The organism is Capnocytophaga felis (genome assembly GCF_009684755.1).
GTDB lineage: Bacteria > Bacteroidota > Bacteroidia > Flavobacteriales > Flavobacteriaceae > Capnocytophaga > Capnocytophaga felis.
Window position 1 is genome coordinate 63,914 of sequence record NZ_BLBC01000012.1, and the last position, 17,757, is coordinate 81,670.

At 37.6% G+C, this 17,757-nt stretch carries 13 protein-coding genes and 1 pseudogene; 7 read left to right on the forward strand and 7 right to left on the reverse strand.

Going from position 1 to position 17,757, the window contains the following annotated elements; translation table 11 throughout:
• Positions 1-23 precede the first annotated feature (23 nt).
• The 5 genes from uvrA to GN105_RS09720 all read right to left on the reverse strand — a co-directional run bounded on the left by uvrA (position 24) and on the right by GN105_RS09720 (position 7,148).
• The gene (gene uvrA, locus GN105_RS09700) at positions 24-2,789 is read right to left on the reverse strand and encodes an excinuclease ABC subunit UvrA (protein ID WP_155285197.1); all 2,766 of its coding nucleotides are present in this window, start codon (positions 2,787-2,789) and stop codon (positions 24-26) included.
• 254 nt (positions 2,790-3,043) lie between these two features.
• The gene (locus GN105_RS09705; RefSeq protein ID WP_155285198.1) at positions 3,044-3,607 is read right to left on the reverse strand and encodes a threonine/serine exporter family protein; all 564 of its coding nucleotides are present in this window, start codon (positions 3,605-3,607) and stop codon (positions 3,044-3,046) included.
• Positions 3,594-4,364 carry a threonine/serine exporter family protein gene (locus GN105_RS09710; RefSeq protein ID WP_155285199.1) on the reverse strand — a complete coding sequence of 257 codons (771 nt, stop codon included), beginning with the start codon at positions 4,362-4,364 and terminating at the stop codon, positions 3,594-3,596. Before GN105_RS09710 ends, GN105_RS09705 begins: the two co-directional genes overlap by 14 nt.
• A 421-nt stretch (positions 4,365-4,785) precedes the next feature.
• The gene (gene feoB / locus GN105_RS09715; RefSeq protein WP_227977403.1) at positions 4,786-6,897 is read right to left on the reverse strand and encodes a ferrous iron transport protein B; all 2,112 of its coding nucleotides are present in this window, start codon (positions 6,895-6,897) and stop codon (positions 4,786-4,788) included.
• Entirely contained in the window at positions 6,897-7,148 is a 252-nt protein-coding gene (locus GN105_RS09720) for a FeoA family protein (protein WP_155285201.1), read from the reverse strand. Before GN105_RS09720 ends, feoB begins: the two co-directional genes overlap by 1 nt.
• A 287-nt stretch (positions 7,149-7,435) precedes the next feature.
• Between GN105_RS09720 and GN105_RS09725 the strand changes: the two genes are divergently transcribed.
• The 3 genes and pseudogenes from GN105_RS09725 (at position 7,436) to dnaB (ending at position 11,063) form a co-directional block, all read left to right on the forward strand.
• Positions 7,436-8,386, forward strand: coding sequence for an acetyl-CoA carboxylase carboxyltransferase subunit alpha (locus GN105_RS09725; protein WP_155285202.1), 951 nt, complete (start codon positions 7,436-7,438; stop codon positions 8,384-8,386).
• 74 nt (positions 8,387-8,460) lie between these two features.
• A pseudogene (locus GN105_RS09730) lies at positions 8,461-9,296 on the forward strand (DNA alkylation repair protein).
• A 258-nt stretch (positions 9,297-9,554) separates the two neighbouring features.
• On the forward strand, positions 9,555-11,063 hold the full coding sequence (gene dnaB, locus GN105_RS09735; protein ID WP_373279400.1) for a replicative DNA helicase: 1,509 nt from the start codon (positions 9,555-9,557) through the stop codon (positions 11,061-11,063).
• 88 nt (positions 11,064-11,151) lie between these two features.
• Here dnaB and GN105_RS09740 read toward each other — a convergent pair whose 3' ends face one another.
• Entirely contained in the window at positions 11,152-12,783 is a 1,632-nt protein-coding gene (locus tag GN105_RS09740) for an ABC-F family ATP-binding cassette domain-containing protein (protein WP_155285204.1), read from the reverse strand.
• A 205-nt stretch (positions 12,784-12,988) separates the two neighbouring features.
• On the opposite strand from GN105_RS09740, the gene hemH reads away from it, so the two are divergent.
• From hemH to GN105_RS09760, 4 genes are all read left to right on the forward strand, one after another.
• Positions 12,989-14,014 carry a ferrochelatase gene (hemH, locus tag GN105_RS09745; RefSeq protein ID WP_155285205.1) on the forward strand — a complete coding sequence of 342 codons (1,026 nt, stop codon included), beginning with the start codon at positions 12,989-12,991 and terminating at the stop codon, positions 14,012-14,014.
• 15 nt (positions 14,015-14,029) lie between these two features.
• Positions 14,030-14,554, forward strand: coding sequence for a menaquinone-dependent protoporphyrinogen IX dehydrogenase (hemG, locus tag GN105_RS09750; protein ID WP_155285206.1), 525 nt, complete (start codon positions 14,030-14,032; stop codon positions 14,552-14,554).
• A gap of 98 nt (positions 14,555-14,652) precedes the next feature.
• On the forward strand, positions 14,653-16,131 hold the full coding sequence (locus GN105_RS09755; RefSeq protein WP_227977401.1) for an ankyrin repeat domain-containing protein: 1,479 nt from the start codon (positions 14,653-14,655) through the stop codon (positions 16,129-16,131).
• Between the two features lie 6 nt (positions 16,132-16,137).
• The gene (locus GN105_RS09760; RefSeq protein ID WP_155285208.1) at positions 16,138-16,617 is read left to right on the forward strand and encodes a DUF2271 domain-containing protein; all 480 of its coding nucleotides are present in this window, start codon (positions 16,138-16,140) and stop codon (positions 16,615-16,617) included.
• A gap of 68 nt (positions 16,618-16,685) precedes the next feature.
• On the opposite strand, the gene GN105_RS09765 is transcribed toward GN105_RS09760, so the two are convergent.
• Complete coding sequence (locus tag GN105_RS09765) at positions 16,686-17,678, reverse strand: DUF4837 family protein (RefSeq protein WP_155285209.1); 993 nt, start codon at positions 17,676-17,678, stop codon at positions 16,686-16,688.
• Between the last annotated feature and the right edge of the window lie 79 nt (positions 17,679-17,757).

Consider the following 17,757-nt stretch of genomic DNA (forward strand, 5'->3'; position numbering starts at 1 on the left):
GTGGCTTCGTTATTATCGAGTTTTCAGGATTGCATCACTTTTTTTAAATATATGCCTGTGTAGCTATCTGTATTTCGGGCGATTTCTTCAGGGGTGCCTTGTGCGATAATCTTTCCGCCTTTGTCGCCACCGTCCTTCCCTAAGTCAATCACATAATCGGCGGACTTTATCATTTCCAGATTATGTTCAATTACGATAATGGAATGCCCCTTTTCTATAAGTGCCTGAAAGGAAGTCAATAACTTGCGAATATCGTGAAAATGCAAGCCCGTAGTAGGTTCGTCAAAGATGAAAAGTACTTTTTCTTTGCTTTCGGATTTCGCCAAGAAAGAAGCCAACTTGATGCGTTGTGCCTCTCCACCCGATAACGTCGAAGAGGATTGCCCAAGAGTAACATAACCCAAACCGACATCTTGTAATGGTTTTAGTTTTGTGATGATTTTCTGTTGTTTATGTTTTTCAAAAAAAACGATGGCATCATCAATGGTGGTGTTTAACAAATCGTCAATGGATTTTCCTTCAAAAGTAACTTCCAACACTTCTTTTTTAAAACGTTTTCCGCCACAAGCCTCGCACGGCAGATGCACGTCCGCCATAAATTGCATCTCAATAGTAACTTCGCCTTCGCCTTTGCAGACCTCACAACGTCCGCCATCTACATTGAATGAAAAGTGTTTCGGTTGAAAGTTCCGCAACTTTGAAAGTTTTTGTGCGGCAAATAAATTCCGAATATCGTCATAAGCTTTTATGTAGGTAATTGGGTTGGAGCGAGATGACTTTCCTATCGGGTTTTGGTCAACAAACTCCACCGACTGAATGTGCTTGTATTTACCTTCGATTTTTGAGAATTGCCCCGCTTTTTCGCTGTTAATCTCCAATTCTTTAAGCATTGCCGGATACAAAATTCGCTTGATGAGCGTGGATTTTCCGCTTCCGGAAACGCCCGTAACTACCGTGAGCATATCCAACGGAAGTGTAACATCAATGTTTTTCAGGTTGTTTTCCCGACAACCAAGAAGCGTGATGTAATGCGGAGAGGTGCGTCTTTCTTTCGGAAGTTCGATTTGCATTCGTCCGCTGAGGTATTTGCCTGTGAGGGAATCTACTCTGAGGATTTCGTCATACGTGCCTTTTGCCACCACTTCGCCACCGTGCGTTCCGGCTTCGGGACCAATATCAATAATGTAGTCGGCGGCTTTCATAATGTCTTCGTCGTGTTCCACCACAATAACGGTATTGCCCAAATCACGCAATGATTTGAGTACGCCGATGAGCTTTTCGGTGTCTTTCGGATGCAGACCAATGCTTGGTTCGTCCAAAATATACATTGAACCTACCAGACTGCTTCCCAGTGAAGTTGCCAAATTGATACGTTGGCTTTCCCCACCTGAGAGTGTGTTTGATTTTCGGTTGAGAGTCAGATAGTTCAGCCCAACGTCGGCAAGAAACTGCAATCGATTTTCGATTTCAAGAAGCAAACGACGAGCAATGTTTTTTTCGTTGTCGGAAAGTTGTAATTCTTTGAAAAAAATTTGTAATTCCTCTACGGAAATATCCACCAAATCTGAAATACTTTTTCCGTTAATCTTTACATAATCAGCTTCTTTGCGTAAGCGTTTTCCGTCGCATTCGTTACATTTAGTTTTTCCGCGATAGCGTGCCAGCATCACCCGATTCTGTATTTTGTAACTTTTTTCTTCCAGTTCTTTGAAAAAATCCGTCAGTCCGGTAAAAAATTTATTGCCTTCCCAAACCAATTTTTTTTGCTCTTTCGTGAGTTCAAACCACGGCTTGTGAATGGGAAAATCGAACTTATAGGCGTTCAAAACCAGCTGGTCGCGATACCAACTCATCGCTTCGCCCCGCCACGGATAGATGCAATTATCATACACGGAAAGAGCTGTATTTGGGACAATTAGTTCTTCGTCAAGTCCGATGGTGTCGCCATATCCGTCGCACTTTGGGCAAGCTCCGTACGGATTGTTGAAGCTGAACAGATGTACGTTCGGTTCGGAAAATTCAATTCCGTCCAACTCAAATTTATTACTGAATGTCTGTTTGTTTTGAGTTTCAACTTCTTCAATGATGCACTCGCCTTTTCCTTCAAAAAAAGCGGTATCGACAGCATCTGCTAACCGATGGCTAAAATCTTCATCGTGTTGTACAATAATTCGGTCGATAACCAGCAGAAAATCACTGTCGATACTGTTTAAATCGGCTTCATCAATGCGGATAATTTCGCCTTTATGCTGAATGCGGACATATCCTTGCTGTAATAATAATTGGAGTACTTGGGGCGTTTTTCTGCCTTCGGCAATATATACGGGAGCCAAAAGCAGTAATTTCGTGCGTTCGGGATAGTTCAAAACCGCATCAACCACATCACTAACGGAATGTTTTTTTACCTCTTTTCCAGAAATGGGCGAGTACGTCTTCCCGATGCGGGCGAATAAAAGTTTCAGATAATCATAGATTTCGGTGGATGTCCCTACGGTAGAATGTGGATTGGAAGTATTGACTTTCTGCTCAATGGCAATAGCCGGAGCAATTCCTACGATATTATCGACTTTGGGTTTATCAAGTCTTCCTAAAAATTGACGTGCGTAGGAGGAGAGGCTTTCCACGTATCGGCGTTGCCCTTCGGCGTAGAGCGTGTCAAAAGCCAAGCTGGATTTGCCCGAACCCGACAAACCCGTAATCACCACCAATTGGTTACGCGGAATCCCAACTGTGATATCCTTTAAATTGTGGAGCTTCGCTCCTTTTATAAGTATTTCTTTGGTTTTCATTTTTTTATTTATGGAAGTTGGAACACAAGGCAGGCAGTGGAAAATCGGAATGACCAATTGCCTTAAAACCAGATACGCACCGGTTTAGCTCCCTTATCCGGCTCTCCGTTTGCAAAGATAACGAAAAAGAGTCTTATTTTTGTTCTGTAAATCAGAATGTTTTTAAGAGGATTTTTCGCTCGTTTGTAATAAAAAATGCAGAAAGTATTTCTTTCATTTTCTCTGAAAACTCATCCGTTTTTACTTCCAAAGGATTATATTTCTGTCAGATTTGACTTATTGCTACCTTTTCGTTTTATCTTCTTGGCTATGAATTTGTGCAAATCTTTACCTTTAACGGTATAAGTATTCAATAGCAACATTGGAGCAATGACCCCAAAGGCAAGCCCTAAAGTGATAAAACCAGTCTGCAAACCTAACTTGATGGTATCGTAAATAACTTGTGTATGCTGAGTTTCTCCACTCTGAACGGTTACGAGTTTGATGAGCCCCATCATAAATTCGTATCCATATTTTCCTGGAATCATATTAATTACAGCCGGAATTGTAAACACCACCGGAGGCGTATGTACTCTGTGGGCAAAGTACATTCCTAAAAATCCAATAGCACAGGCGGCGATAAACGATGTGAGTACAACCTGTTCGTGCATAAACGTATGCAACAAGATGGCTTTCATTCCCCAGCCGATACCTCCCAAAACGCCCGTTATCCATAAGGCACGACGTGGAATATTGAACAACATCGAAAATCCGACAGAAACCCACATCGACCAAAATATACGCTGCGATAATTCCAATAAAATATCAAAGAAGCTCATAACCGAATAAAAATAAAGAAATATAAAAACCTGATGCAATCATAAAAACTAACACTGCCGAATGTAACAGCTTTGCCCCTCCCGAAATGACACTTCCGGTGAGAATGTCGATAAATCCGTTAATGAGTGGTACTCCCGGAATCAACCACAAAACGCACGAAGCCAATGCGTTGCCATATTGTTCAATGCCAAGTAATCGGAATGTATTGACCACCGAAACCGATACAAAAGCAGCCCAAGCCCAACAAATGTACGGATTGAATTTCCGAAGTTGCAGTAGCCTTCTGCTTGCCAATCCTACAAATGTGGCAACGAACGCCATCACGAATTCAGCATAGCTTCCGTTTTTTCCCCCGAAAATAAAAGCCAAAGCTCCGCCTGCCACAGCCACGAAGAACCACATCAGATACATATTGTAATGCGGCTTGTTTTGAATCAGAGTTACCTCTCTTTCAATTTCTTCTATCGAAAGTTTCTCTTCTACCACTTGCCACGAAAGCACACTAATATCCGAAACAACGCTGAAATTTACTCCGTGATGCGTAATTGAACGTACCAACGTTTCTTTCTCCTTCGTAACTTTGTCATAAACGGTCATAATCACTGCCGAATGCGAGTAAAAAATCTCACAATTGTAACCAAGAGCCTCTGCAATGCGTTCCACATTGCGTAAAACTCTACGTGTGTTCGCCCCACTGCTTATCAAAAGCTCACTGATTTCTACAAAAAGTCTTGACGCTCGTTCTATCTTTTTCATATTCTAAAAAATGAGGTGGTGATGTAAAAAGTATGATACCTTTTAAAAAAGAAGTTTTTTGTCAGGCTGAGCGTAGTCGAAGCCCTGTAATTACGAGGCTTCGACTACGCTCAGCCTGACAATCAGAACTGCCATCATACTTTTTATAACACAACCAAAAATGATTCTCTTCACGCAAAATTGTTTGGGGCTGCAAAGGTAGTAAAAACGAATTGAAATGAGGAATTTTTTTCTTTTTTCTTAAAAAACTTACGGAAAAATTGTCATAAGTTTTTTTGACTGCGATGGATTGGAAACCGTAAGAGGTTATTTTGACTTGGCTTAAAGAAAATTCTTTCTATTATATACAAAGAAAAACCACACTTTAAAGATGTACATAAAGTGTGGTTTATTGTATCAAAAGTAACTTATTAAATACAGCTTATAAAAGTTGATATGCCAACATCGCACTAATGTAGGCAATGCCCGTCATAAAGCACCATTGTAGTGCAGTCCACTTCCAACTGTTGGTTTCGCGACGTACTATTGCCATTGTGCTGAGACATTGCATAGCGAAGGCGTAAAATAGAAGTAGCGAGATGCCTGTTGCAAAGGTGTAAACGGGCGTTCCGTCAGGACGAGTTTCGCTTCGTAATTTATCCAAAATGGTGCGTTCGCCTTCCTCTTCTTCCGTATCCAAATCACCGCCCAAACTGTAAATTGATGATAACGTGCTGATAAAAACTTCACGTGCAGCAAAAGAAGAAAGTACACCAATGCTTATTTTCCAATCATAGCCCAATGGCTTGAATACAGGCTCAATTGCCTTGCCGATGTAGCCAAGATACGAATATTCTAATTGTGCAGATTCGATGAAATGTGCTGTTTGAGTTTCATCCCATTGATGTTGTTGAGCCAAAATTGCTGCTTCGTTCTCGATATTGTTGTACTTTTCACCCATTCCGTGCGAGCCTAAAAACCAAAGAATTACAGAAATTGCTAAGATGATTTTCCCTGCTCCCAGTACAAAACTTTTAGTCTTTTCATAAACGGTAATAGCAACGTTTTGCCACAAAGGGACTTTATAATTAGGCATTTCGGCTATAAAAAAACTTTTTCCTTTTTTGATTGTAAGCATTTTATCCAGTACAAAAGCCGAAAGCAACGCCACGACAAAGCCTAAAACATAGAGAGCAAATAACGTAAGAGCTTTATAACTTATGAACAGAAACTCGCCATCGGGAATTACCAAAGCAATGATAATCAAGTAAACCGGTAGCCGAGCGGAACACGTCATAAAGGGCGTTACCAAAATGGTAATAAGTCGTTCTTTCCAACTTTCGATGTTTCGTGCAATCATTACGGCAGGAATGGCACACGCCGCACCTGATATTAATGGGACAACGCTCTTGCCGTTGAGCCCGAAACGTCGCATTATATTATCCATCAAAAATACCACTCTGCTCATATATCCGCTTTCTTCCAGTAAAGAAATAAAGAAGAAAAGAATAGCGATTTGAGGGATAAAAATCAAAATTCCCGTAATTCCCGGAAGAACTCCCTCAGTTAGTAGTTCGGTCAATGCTCCTTCCGGAAGTTTTTCTGCCGTCCAGCTTGTGAATTTTTCTAAGGAACTTTCAATCCAATCCATTGGGTAACTGCTCCAGTCGTACACGGCTTGGAACACAAGTAGTAACACCATTGCAAAGATTACGTATCCGAAAAAATTGTGAAGAAGCACCTTGTCTAATTTTGCTCGCAATGTTTTGGCTTCAGACAGACTTACCGAATAAGTTTTTTTAAGCACTTCGTTAATTTTTTGATACCGCAAGATGGTTTCCCGTTGCTTCATCCGTTTGATTTCGCTCTCGCTTTTGGTGTTTTTTATGCCCGTAAGGTCAATCTCTTTATGACTTTCGATGAAATCTACATTGTGTGAAATGATGAGCCAGAGTTTGTAAGCGTTTTCTTTGGGAAATAGCGTGTTTAGGTTCTGGAAATATGATGCATCCAACCGATTGACATCAAGAAAAGTTTCAGCAGAGAGTTCTCGGTAGTTTGCCAAAGCGTTTTTTAGTTCATCAAGCCCTTTACGTGTGCGTGTACTGGTGAGTATTACTTTGGTTTTCAGCTCCGTTTCAAGTGCAGGAATGTCAATTTTGATGCCTTTTCGCTGTATTTGGTCTGCCATATTCACAACCAAAACCGTAGGTAGATTAAGGTCTTTTATTTGTGTAAATATGAGCAAATTTTGTTTTAAATTTTCAACATCGGTAATAACGGCAACCACATCGGGATAAAGTTCTTCATTCTTATTTAGAAGAATATTCACTGCGACACGCTCATCCATTGAATTGGCGTTGAGGCTGTACGTGCCTGGTAAGTCAATGATTTTAGCTTTGACATTGTTAGTGAGTTTGCAGTATCCTATTTTTTTTTCGACTGTGATTCCAGGATAGTTCCCCACCTTTTGGTTTAATCCTGTAAGTGCATTAAAAATGGAAGTCTTTCCCGTATTCGGATTTCCGATAAGGGCTACTTTTATATCTCTCATCATTGTAATTTCTCAATTTCAATTAGTGAAGCCATTTCTTTGCGTATGGAAAGGTACGAGTTGTTCATATTCACATAAATAGGATCACCGAAAGAAGCCTTTTGAATAACTTCTACCTCGCTGCCCACAAAACATCCCAATTCTATCAGTTTTAACGGAATGTTCTCAATATCAATGTTTTTTATGATTCCCTTTTCGCCTTTTTTCAGCTGGGAAATGGTGAGTTTGCCTTTGGTTGAAACCTTGTCCATAAGGGTTTTTAATTTAGACTGAATTTAAGGGCAAAGATAGTTTTTTTTACAAAAAAGCGAAATTAGTAGCTGTAAAAGTTTTGTTACAAATAGAAAGGAAGCATAAAGAGGAAAAGAACACAGAAACAGAACGTATTAATGAATTGTTGTGTTTATTATTTAAATGCTTGTTAGTTAGTTAGTTGTTAATTTCAATATCTAATTCGAGAAAATATTTGCTGTAAAGATGTTTTTCAATTGTAAAAATTTGTACTTTTGCTCGAATATAAGTCAAAACAAACGACCTTATGGAATATTTAGATTTTGAATTACCAATCAAAGAATTGGAGGAGCAAATGCAGAAGTGTGCTCTTATCGGTGATGAAAGTAATGTAGATATGACCGATGCTTGCAAGAAGATTGAAAAAAAGCTCAACCAAACAAAGAAAGAAATTTACAGTAATTTGACACCTTGGCAACGTGTTCAAATTTCCCGCCACTTGGACAGACCTTACACACTTGATTATATCAGAGCTCTTTGCGGAGACACGTTTTTGGAACTTCACGGGGATAGAACCGTAAAGGACGATAAGGCGATGATAGCTGGTTTTGGAAAGATTGACAACCAAAGTTTCTTGTTTGTAGGACAACAAAAGGGAGTAAATACCAAGATGCGTCAGTACCGTAATTTTGGAATGGCGAATCCTGAGGGCTACCGCAAAGCGTTGCGTTTGATGAAATCGGCGGAGAAGTTCGGGATTCCTATCGTTTGTTTGGTAGATACGCCGGGTGCGTTTCCGGGAATTGAAGCTGAAGAACGTGGTCAAGGTGAGGCAATTGCTCGTAACATATTGGAAATGTCCCGATTGAAAGTTCCGGTAATTGTGTTTATTATCGGTGAAGGAGCCTCAGGCGGAGCTTTGGGTATCGGGATAGGCGACCGCGTGTATATGCTTGAAAACACTTGGTATTCAGTGATATCTCCTGAATCTTGTTCGTCTATTCTTTGGAGAAGTTGGGAGTATAAAAAAGAGGCTGCCGAAGCACTCAAGCTCACGGCTCCCGATATGAAAAAACTCAAACTGATTGATGAAATCATCAAAGAACCTCTCGGAGGAGCTCACCGTGATAGAGAAACTACATTCCTCACTGTCAGAAAAGTAATTTTGGAAACATATGAAGAATTGAAGAAACTTCCGCCAGAGAAACTCGTTGAAAAAAGAATGGATAAATATCTGAATATGGGAGTTTACAAATAATAAAATTACGAAAGGTTGTCTTAAATATGGCAACCTTTTTTATAAGAATTTCCCCAAAATGAGTAGAGTACTAAATGAAAAATAAAGTAAACCTAACTTCTGAAATTTTAAACAGAAAGGGAGCAACGAAAATTGAAAATATTCCCACAGAGGTTATGCGATTGCTTAACTTAGGACACATTGAAACGGTTAATCTGACTGAATGGTTGGCTATTAATCATACAATTTTGATAGCTTCGGTTTTTCCTGAAATGGTTATTTCTGAGGAAGTTATAAGCGAAGTTGTTTCAAAGCTGAAACAACAGAAAAAGCCTCGGCAATGAATAGTATAAAAATTGTGGGTTCAGTTCTTTATGATGGGTATGCAAATTCTGAACAGTACGCTTTGTTGTTTGAAAAACTCGGTTCGCATCTTTCGGATTCAGTACGTTGTTATGCAACTTATTTTTTAGCTTTGAATGATTCTATCTCTTTGAAAAATAAGCTTTTAAAATTGAAACCATTGGTCGCTGATACGCATTTTGGTGTTCGTGAAGTTGTGTGGATGGCGTTACGCAAAGATATTAGTGAAAATCTTGAGTCTTCTATAAAAATTTTATTAAATTGGGCAGAGAGTGAAAATGAAAACATTCGCCGTTTTTGTACGGAATCCATTCGTCCGAGGGGTGTTTGGTGCTCACACATTGATGAGTTGAAAGAAAAACCTCAATTGGCACTGCCTATTTTGGAAAGACTGAAATCCGATTCTTCCAAATATGTGAGAGATAGTGTGGGAAATTGGTTGAATGATGCTTCTAAAACCCGCCCCGATTTTGTTACGCAACTTTGTGAACGTTGGGAAAAAGAAAGTTCAACAAAAAATACACAATATATCATTAAGAAAGCACTCCGCACAATTTCAAAAAAGTGATTTCTTTTGTAAAAACAGAAAGTTTTCATTAGAAAAATAGTTATCAAAAATACTTTGCTTGAATTTGTATTTTTCCTGCCTCTTGATAGTCAGGATTTGTACTGTTTTTGTGTCATTTGTAAACAGGTTATCAACAGTATATTAACAATGGGTGTTCACATATCTTTTTCAAAGAATCGTTTTTTTTCCTAATTTCGCACTATGAAAGAAGCACAAACATATCCATCTTTACAGATAGAAACCACACCAAGCCCTGCTATGATTAATTTGGAGCGAGGAAAAATACCTCCGCAAGATGTTAATATAGAGCAGGTTGTACTTGGGGCGATGATGATTGACAAAAAGGGAGTTGATGATGTTATTGATGTACTCAGCCCTGAGGTTTTTTATCGAAAACAACACCAACTTATTTACCAAGCTATTTTTGAACTTTTTCAACAGTCGCAACCTATTGACTTATTAACAGTTATGGAACAGCTTCGTAAAAATGGAAATTTGGAAGCTGTTGGTGGCGAATTTTATTTGATTCAGCTTACACAACGCGTGTCATCATCGGCACATATTGAGTTTCACGCACGCATTATTATGCAGAAATTCATTCAACGCCGATTGATTCAAATTTCATCGGAAGTAATTGAAGATGCGTATGATGAAACCAAAGATGTTTTTGATTTGTTGGATTCTGCCGAGTCGAAACTTTACGAAGTTACACAAGGAAATTTGAAACGCTCAAGTGAATCGGCTGGAGATTTGGTTATCAAAGCCTTAAAAAAAATTCAAGACCTTTCTAACAAAACCGATGGTTTCAGTGGCGTTCCTTCCGGATTTACCAAGTTAGATCAACTTACGTCGGGTTGGCAAGCGAGTGACCTTATCATTATTGCGGCACGTCCGGGTATGGGGAAAACGGCTTTGACACTTTCTATGGCACGGAATATTGCGGTAGGACAAGGGATTCCGGTGGCTTTCTTTTCATTGGAAATGTCTTCCGTTCAGTTGATTACACGTTTGATTTCTTCCGAAACGGGGCTTTCTTCCGAAAAATTGCGTACAGGAAAATTAGAGCCTCACGAATGGCACGTACTGAGTACCAGAGTGAAAGACCTTGAAAAAGCACCGCTCTATATTGATGATACACCTTCGATATCAATATTTGATTTACGGGCAAAAGCACGCCGACTTTCCTCTCAATATGGAATAAAGCTGATAATCATTGATTATTTGCAACTTATGACGGCAGGAGGAACAAAAGGTGTAGGAAATCGGGAACAAGAAATTTCAACTATCTCCCGAAATTTGAAAGCTTTGGCGAAAGAGTTGGATATTCCTGTGATTGCTCTTTCGCAGTTATCGCGTAATGTGGAATCACGTCCTGGTCATAAGCGTCCTCAACTGTCAGACTTACGTGAATCGGGAGCTATTGAGCAAGATGCTGATATTGTGTCTTTTATATATCGTCCTGAGTATTATAAAATTACGGAATGGGATGATGAGTCTCAATCTCCGACTGAAAATCAAGGGGAATTTATTGTTGCCAAACACCGAAATGGCGGATTGGATAACATTCGTTTGAAATTCTTGGGTCAGTTTGGTAAATTTGACAATTTAGATGAGTTTGATAGTTCCGGATTCCAGTCTTTTACACAAGAAATTGGCTCGAAAATGAACGATGATTTTGACGTTTCCAAATTGCCATCAGCACAAGAAGCTTTTGGAGATGCTCCTCCCAATTTTTCAAACCAAAACATAGATGACATTCCTTTTTAGTACTATAAAAAATTCTCTTTTTGAGAAAGTTAAAATAAAAAAACATCTGAGAGTTAATTCCCAGATGTTTTCTGTTTTTTTAAGGATTCTATTTTTCTATTTCTCGTAAGTTTTCCATTTTTTTCTTCTGTAAGAAACCATAAATATCTTCCAAGTGTTCCGTTACTTTTCCTCCTCCAAACTCATACACTTTGGTTACAAGCCCGTCCAGAAAATCACGGTCGTGTGAAACTACGATGAGCGTTCCGTCAAAATCCAAAAGAGCCTGTTTTAGAATATCTTTGGTACGCATATCAAGGTGATTTGTAGGCTCGTCCAAGATGAGTAAATTTACGGGTTCAAGCAGGAGTTTTATCATCGCAAGCCGAGTTCGCTCACCGCCGGAAAGTACTTTTACTTTCTTTTCGCTTTCTTCTTTGTTAAACATAAAAGCTCCTAAAATATCGCGTATTTTGGTGCGTATGTCTCCAACAGCAATATTATCAATTGTTTGAAAGACAGAAAGTTCTCCGTTTAACAAGGAAGCTTGATTTTGAGCAAAATAACCAATCTGAACATTATGACCTAATGAGAGCGTTCCGCCGTGGTCAATTTCTTGCATAATACATCTTACAAGCGTTGATTTTCCCTCGCCGTTTCGCCCAACAAAGGCTACTTTTTCGCCTCGTTTGATGGTGAAATTTACGTTTGAAAAAATTTGCTTTTCACCGTAGGTTTTTTCCAAATCTTCGGCTGTGACAGGATAATTTCCCGAACGAGGCGAAGGAGGAAATTTTAATTTCAGGGCAGAGGTGTCTTCTTGGTCAACTTCTATAATTTGCAGTTTTTCAAGCATTTTTACTCTTGATTGTACTTGTAAGGTTTTGGAATAAGTGCCTTTGAAACGTTCGATGAATTCTTTTGTTTCGGCAATCATTTTTTGTTGTTCATCGTATTGTTTTTGTTGTTGAGCACGTCGTTCTTTACGAAGTTCAAGATAATGAGAGTATTTCGCTTTGTAGTCATAAATGCGTCCCATTGTAACTTCAATGGTGCGATTAGTTACGTTGTTTACAAAAGCTCTGTCGTGCGAGATAAGCACCACGGCTTTGGCGGAGTTAATCAAAAAATCCTCAAACCACTCGATGGAGTTAATGTCGAGATGATTTGTAGGTTCGTCAAGAAGCAGTAAATCAGGGTTTTGAAGTAATAATTTTCCTAATTCGATACGCATTCGCCACCCGCCACTAAATTCATTGGTTTGTCGGTGAAAATCTTCCCGAGCAAAACCCAAACCAAGTAGCGTTTTCTCGATTTTTTCCTCAAAATTGGTGTCTTCTATTCCGTAAAATTTTTCACTTAAAGATGAAACTTCTTCAATGAGTTTCATATATTCATCGGATTCATAATCGGTGCGAATGGTAAGCTCCTGATTGATTTCTTCAATGCGTTTTTCCATTGATTGAATAGAAGCGAAAGCCTTTGCAACTTGTTCAAAAACAGTGCAATTATCATCCATAATAAGATGCTGTGGCAAATATGCGATTGTAAAATCTTTGGGCATACTAACGTTACCTCTTGTGGCTTCACGTTCTCCGGCTAAGATTTTTAGTAAAGTGGATTTTCCTGCTCCATTCTTACCCATTAAAGCAATGCGGTCATTTGGATTGATGGCAAAAGAAACATCAGAGAAAAGTGTAGTGCCTCCAAATTCAACACATAAGCTATTTACTGTAATCATTTTTTTGTGTTTAAAATATTGTTATTTAGTTGTTTACAAAATGAATAAGATTTTGTAAATCAAGTGGCAAAGATAGTTTTATTATTCGGAATTAAAAATCAATAAGTAATATCAATTTTGGTATAACTTTTTTCTGTATTTGAAGATGGAGAGTTATCAAAATTTCTGTACATTTGCACCTTGTATTTGTAAGTAAGGTAATTATATGTCAAAAGGAGTTTTGTTGGTTAATTTAGGTTCTCCCGATTCAACTAAGGTGTCTGATGTAAGGCGATATTTAGATGAATTTTTGATGGATAGCAGGGTTATTGATGTCCCATATCTGTTGAGAGCTTTTATCGTTCGTGGAATTATTTTAAGGTCAAGACCTAAAAAAACAGCGAAAGCCTATAAAAAAATATGGTGGGAGGAAGGCTCACCGCTCATCGTTATTACAAAACGATTGATAGCCAAACTGCAGAAGCAAGTTTCAGTACCTGTGGAAATGGCAATGCGTTATGGAAATCCAAGTATTGAATTTGGTTTGCAACAACTTAGAATAAAAGGAGTTACTGAAGTTCTTTTGTTGCCACTGTATCCGCAATATGCGATGGCAACTACGGAAACTGTAGAAGTACTAACGGAAAAACTCATCAAAACGAAGTTTAAAGAAATGACTTTGGTGAAATTTCCGGCTTTTTACAATCGTTCTGAGTACGTGGACGCGTTGGCAAAAGTAACCAAAACACATTTGAATGGTTATAATTTTGACCATTTACTCTTTTCGTATCACGGTGTCCCTGAACGACATCTGTGGAAGACAGTAAAAACAGATAATCATAAAAAAATCACTGAGGGAAGATATTGTTGTGACCCAAAATCGGACGAAGCAGAACGTTGTTACAGAACACATTGCTTCGAAACTACTCGTCAGTTGGTTGAACGCTTACAATTGACCAGAAGCCAGTATTCGCAGGCTTTTCAGTCGCGTTTGGGTGTGGATAAATGGTTAGAACCTTTCACATCAGACAAGGTTGTGGAGCTTGCCCGAAATGGAGTGAGAAAATTAGCCGTGATAACACCCGCTTTTGTGGCAGATTGTATTGAAACACTTGAAGAAATAGAAATGGAAGCCGGAAAAGAGTTCTTGGAGAATGGAGGAGAAGAGTTTAAAATGATTCCGTGCTTGAACGATGATGATGCTTGGGTTTATGCCCTTGCAACGTGGATTCATCGATGGGAAAAACGATAAAAATAAGATTTATATATGGAAAAATCAGTAATTATATATGCTTCTGTAGATGGGCAAACGAAAAAGATATGTGAGCATATCAAGGAGGTTTTGTTGTCAAAAAATCAAAAAGCAGAAATAATCCCTATTGCTGATTTTCGCGAAAATCTCAATGATTTTGATAAAATAATTCTTGCTTCGAGCATTCGGTATGGTAAACATAATCAGGATATTGTAAAGTTAATTGATGAAAATCACGAGCTTCTGAATACTAAAAAATCCGTTTTTATTTCAGTAAATTTAGTGGCTCGAAAAGCTGAAAAAAGACAAGCGGATACAAATCCGTATGTGGTTAAATTTTTGAATAAAACAAAGTGGAAACCAACTCTTGTTGAGGTTTTTGCAGGTAAAATTAATTATAAAATTTATGGTTTTTTTGATAAGCTAATCATTAAGTTGATTATGACTATGACCAAAGGACCTACAAATTCCGATGCAGAAATAGAATACACCAATTGGCATAATGTAACCGCCTTTGCAGAAAGATTTTCTAAAATGTAATGCTTTAATCTTCTCATACTTATAAATTAAAATCAAATTCATATTTAAATTAAATCTAAATAACTATATTTGTGCCGTTAATTTTAAATTGAATGGTGATGAAAAAAGTTATCTTCTCCTTATGTTTTTTTGTATCTGGCTTATTATTAGCACAAAAAAACATTTTTCTTAGTAGTGATTACTGGAAAACGAAGCCTACTGTTGAACAAGTAAAGCAAAAAATAATAGAAGGAAATAATCCCGTTGAGTTGAATGAAAGGGCTTATGATGCTGTTTCGTTGGCAATTAATAACGGAGCTCCTTATGAAACCATACTTTTTTTACTTTCTTTAAAAGGAAATGAAATTAATAAACTTACACACGATAAACGCACTTATTTATTCTGGGCAGCATTTCAAAATAATTTGCCGTTAATCAACTACTTATTGCAAAAGGGAGCAGATGTGAATGTAAAAGATTCCCATTTGTACACGCCTCTTCTTTTTGCTGCTGTACGCGGAAACATAAATCCCGAACTTTATGATATTCTGATAAAAAAAGGTGCGGACATCAAGGAGAAAAATGAAAACGGGGCTAATGCATTGCTTTTGGCAATTCCACATATGAAAGATTTGAAAGAAGCTCAATATTTTACAAGAAAAGGATTGTCGCTTAAAAGTGTTGATAATAACGGAGATAATGCTATTTTCTATGCTGCAAGAAATGGGAATAAAAAAGTAATTGGTCAGTTGATTGAAAAAGGATTAAGTCCAAAGATATTAAACAATAAAGGACAGAATTTGATGTTTGCAGCGGCTGAAGGCTTGAGAATGAAAGTCAATGACTTAGAATTTTTTAAATATATTGAAAGTTTGGGAGTTAATCCTAACCAAAAAGATAAGCAAGGATTAACGCCTCTTTTTATACTTTCAGGTCGTCATAAGGAACTTGCTGTGATAAATCATTTTATTAGCAAAGGAAATTCTGTAAATCAATCAGATAAGGAAGGGAATACACCTTTGATTAATGCTTCTTCCAGAAATACGCTTGAGGTTGTTTCTCTTTTGGCAGATAAAACATCTAATATAAATGAGGTTGATAATCAAGGACGTTCAGCTTTAACTTTGGCTGTTAGCAGAAATATTCCTGATGTAGTTTCTTTTCTGATTAAAAAGGGTGCAGACATAAATATTAAAGATTCCAAAGGAAATTCATTAGTTTATTATTTGTTAGATAGCTATGTGCCAAGAGAAGCTAAAAAATTTGACGAAAAGTGGACTATTTTAGCCGAAAACGGATTGAATTTTACTCAAAATCAGGCAAAAGGGAATAATTTGTATCATTTGGCAGTCGATAAAGGAGACTTAAATTTATTACAAAAAGTAGCCTCATTGAATATTGACATCAATGCAAAAAATCAAGACGGACTTACGCCACTGCACAAAGCCGTGATGATAGCTAAGGATTTTGACATAATAAAATTCTTGATAGAAAAAGGTGCAGACAAAACCATTACAACAGATTTTGACGAAAACGTGTATGATTTAGCCAAAGAGAATGAGGCTTTAAAAGGGAAGAATATTAATTTTTTAAAATAGAAATATATGAAAATCAAATACTTTTTATGGATTTTAGCAGTTATTTTTGTTGGTTTTTCTTTTACAAAACAACAACCTTCCACCAAGTATAAATGTATGATTCAGCTTACAAATTATGACGGTGAGGGAGCTTACATTGTGGCTTCGTTAATCAATCCGCAAGGGAAATATGAAAAAACGTTGCAAGTTTTGGGAGATGACCCCGAATGGTATAGCGATTTGATTGAATGGTGGAAGTTTTATGGCAAGCGTGAAACCATTGATGCTATTACAGGAGCTACAATCAGCGGAGGAGAGAGAGCAGTTAAGGTTATTGAAATTGAAGACGATAAGATTGATAAAGGATATAAAATTCGTTTTGAAACTGCGGTTGAAGATCAAAAATATTACGCAACAGATGTGGAATTTGAACTCACTTCTGAAAGTGTAAAAAGCAAAGTTAACGGGAAAGGTTATATCCGTTATGTGAGAATGATGCCAAACTAAAATTTGAAAAATAAAAAAAATGGGAGCCAAAAATTCAGGACTCCCATTTTTTATTTAACCACCAATAATTATTTTACAAATGTAATAGATTTTATAATAGATTCTAATTCAAATAGATAATCTCTTTTTTCGGTCATAGGAGCCGATACAAAGCCTTCAACAACTACTAATCGGTTATTGGGTTTATCTTCTATAATGTAATTTATGTAAGGACCTCCCAATAGGAAATTTTTAACTTCCCATAAGCCTTTGCTTTCAATAGTTTTTCGGTCTTTAATTGTAGTGTTATAAATGCTTGGTGCGAAAGCAGATTCCGAAACCATATACATTCCTTCCTCTCTTCCAGGGATATAGCGTTTCCCGATGGAATCTCGCATTTTAACAATTCCTTCGGAACGGGCATCGCCCTCAGGAATGCTGTTAGGAGGCATTTCGTAAATGATGATATTGGCTGTCCCTCCTTTGATTTGTCGTTCTATCCAAAAGAAATTGTTTTCTTTTTTTACAATTTTATAAACGGAAGGCATTGTCAGTTTAAAACCTAATTTTTCTTCAATATCTTTTTCTTTATTCAGAGATTTTTGGAAGCGAAGTTGATTTTCTCTAATATCATTTTCTTTAAATTCTCTGACGATTTTTGCAAAATGTTCCTGAATTTCGCACGTAATATCACGGTTTGTTCTTCCTCGAATTACGCCAATTCGCTGAGGTTTGGCAAAAAGGTTTTCTTTTATTACCACGTTATTGATGGAGTCTTTCTCTATGATTAGGATATTTCTGCTATTTCGGGTATTATCAGTAAAAATTTGTGGCGGAATTTGATGTAGCGAAAAAATGGGTTCTTCTGTGGAAAGTCCGTCCACTGGCGAAGCAAAGTATTTACGAATAGTGTCTCCTACCGAGCCTTTCCATAAAGTGTTGTCTATCACTACGGCAAGCGAATTTATTTGTCCGTTGGATTGAGGCAGATAAATCTCCCCGTTGTTTTTATTTTTGTTTGATGTATTTTGGCAGGAAATTAGCAAAAATGTCCCGATGATAAAAAGTACTAATTGTTTCATAAGAGGTCGTTAATTTTATATATTTTTCATAGCTAAAATCGTTCCAAAGTTGATTTTTTGACCCATAATTTACAAAAAA